Genomic DNA, 1,000 nt, shown 5'->3' on the forward strand with positions numbered 1-1,000 from the left:
TCGGCGACCCAGGCCCCGTCCCGGACCTCGCCGTCCGCCTCGACGGCCGGCGTCCAGGCGGACGCGGGAACCTTGAGGACGTGCTGGTGGATCGCGTCGGTGATCACCATGCCGACCGAGTAGGACAGCCATCGCCCGCGCCGGGCGAGCCAGGCCACGAAGTCGTGGGTACCGCCCGCGGAGTCCGTGCGGACCAGCGTCTGCCGGCCCCGCCGGAACTCCTTCGGTAGTTGGGCCAGGGCGAGTTGGGCGGTGGTGATGTGGTCGGCGGCGGTGTTCGAGCCCGCGTTGCCCGGCCTGAGGAGGGCCGCGACCGGTTCCCCGGTGCCGCCGGGTCCGTGGTCGACGAAGGCCATGAGCGGGTGATGGCCGTAGGTCCGCTTCCAGGTGGGTGCGGCGTCCTCCTTGTCGGAGTGCGCGATGACCAGAACCCCGTCGAGGTCGATGGTCACCGTCCCGCCCGCGTCGGGCGCCGCCCGGTCGGCCAACTGCCAGACCCGCTGACGGGCTTGGGCCCGCGCGGAGCGGATCGCCTGCAGGGCCTTCTCGCCGGAGGCGGCGAGGGTGTCGATCAGGCGGGAGACCGTCGGGTCGGAGGCGACCGGCCCGAACACGGCCGGCTCGGCCCGCAGCACGCCGACATCCGCGAGGCAGTCCCCGCCCGACGCGACCGCCAACGCGACGTCCAGAAGGACCTTCCCGGGATCGTGAACGGCCCGCGGCTTCCGCCACGGCGACAGCCCCGCGGATACCGCCTGGTCAAGGCCGCTCTTGCGGACCGTTTCCACGAGCAGAACCGCCCCGGCCTGGGAGACGACCTGACGGCCGTCGTCCCGGACACGGACACGGGGATAGGACCCGATAGAGTGCTTCACCTGGGAAGTGCCTCCGACGGTGGCAGGAACAAGGACCTCGACAATCCTCATTCTTGCTGGTCAGAGGCACTTTCTGCGTTTCTGATCAACCACTGGACAGCCCACCTCGTGAAAGCGCGAGGCTA

The 1,000-nt window shown here is 71.0% G+C and carries 1 protein-coding gene; it reads right to left on the reverse strand.

Going from position 1 to position 1,000, the window contains the following annotated elements; all coding sequences use genetic code 11:
- On the reverse strand, positions 1 to 875 hold an 875-nt coding region (locus tag ACH4VO_RS31305; protein WP_360998303.1), incomplete at its 3' end, for an IS1380 family transposase.
- Between the last annotated feature and the right edge of the window lie 125 nt (positions 876 to 1,000).

The sequence above is a fragment of the Streptomyces sp. NPDC020780 genome (assembly GCF_044334475.1).
Taxonomy (GTDB): domain Bacteria; phylum Actinomycetota; class Actinomycetes; order Streptomycetales; family Streptomycetaceae; genus Streptomyces.